General features: G+C 51.8%; 2 tRNA genes and 1 rRNA gene. All 3 read right to left on the reverse strand.

What is annotated here, in order from left to right:
* Positions 1 to 458: ribosomal RNA gene (locus tag ACRRQV_RS18030) — 23S ribosomal RNA — on the reverse strand; the annotation flags it as partial.
* 119 nt (positions 459 to 577) lie between these two features.
* Positions 578 to 653 (reverse strand) — tRNA-Ala (locus ACRRQV_RS18035).
* An 8-nt stretch (positions 654 to 661) separates the two neighbouring features.
* Positions 662 to 738, reverse strand: a tRNA-Ile gene (locus ACRRQV_RS18040).
* Positions 739 to 905: the final 167 nt, after the last annotated feature.

Raw genomic sequence — 905 nt, forward strand, 5'->3', positions numbered from 1 at the left:
TCCTCCCGGATTCCGACGGAATTTCACGTGTTCCGCCGTACTCAGGATCCACTCAGGAGATCACGTCTTTTCAGCTACAGGGCTGTTACCTCGTCTCGCGGACCGTTCCAGGTCGCTTCGCTTAAAACGTGATTTTGTAACTCCGTGTTGAGTGTCCTACAACCCCAAGAGGCAAGCCTCTTGGTTTGGGCTGTTCCCGTTTCGCTCGCCGCTACTCAGGGAATCGCATTTGCTTTCTGTTCCTCCAGGTACTTAGATGTTTCAGTTCCCTGGGTCTGTCTCAAACACGCTATGAATTCGCGTGAGTGTCCTATCCGATTAAAGATAGGGGGTTTCCCCATTCGGAAATCCCCGGATCAAAGCTCACTTACAGCTCCCCGAGGCATATCGGTGTTAGTGCCGTCCTTCATCGACTCCTAGTGCCAAGGCATCCACCGTGCGCCCTTTCTAACTTAACCAAAGTGGTGTGTTAAAAAGTGGACCGCCAAAAAAAAGCGATCATGCGTGGTCTTGCTTTGTTTCGTTTGTTTCAATGTCGTCTATCCAGTTTTCAAAGAACAAGGGTGTGCAAAAGAATTGGTGGAGCCTAGCGGGATCGAACCGCTGACCTCCTGCGTGCAAGGCAGGCGCTCTCCCAGCTGAGCTAAGGCCCCAAGAAGAATGGTGGGCCTAAATGGACTCGAACCATCGACCTCACGCTTATCAGGCGTGCGCTCTAACCAGCTGAGCTATAGGCCCTCTTGAGTGCGTGTAAACACGCTATAAAAGAAGCGATCAGGAAAACCTGAACCTTCAAAACCGAACGCAAAACGTCAACTCAGCAGCCCGGCGGGCCGCTGATTCCGAATAATCCTTAGAAAGGAGGTGATCCAGCCGCACCTTCCGATACGGCTACCTTGTTACGA

The organism is Planococcus sp. YIM B11945, from assembly GCF_050864155.1.
Taxonomy (GTDB): domain Bacteria; phylum Bacillota; class Bacilli; order Bacillales_A; family Planococcaceae; genus Planococcus.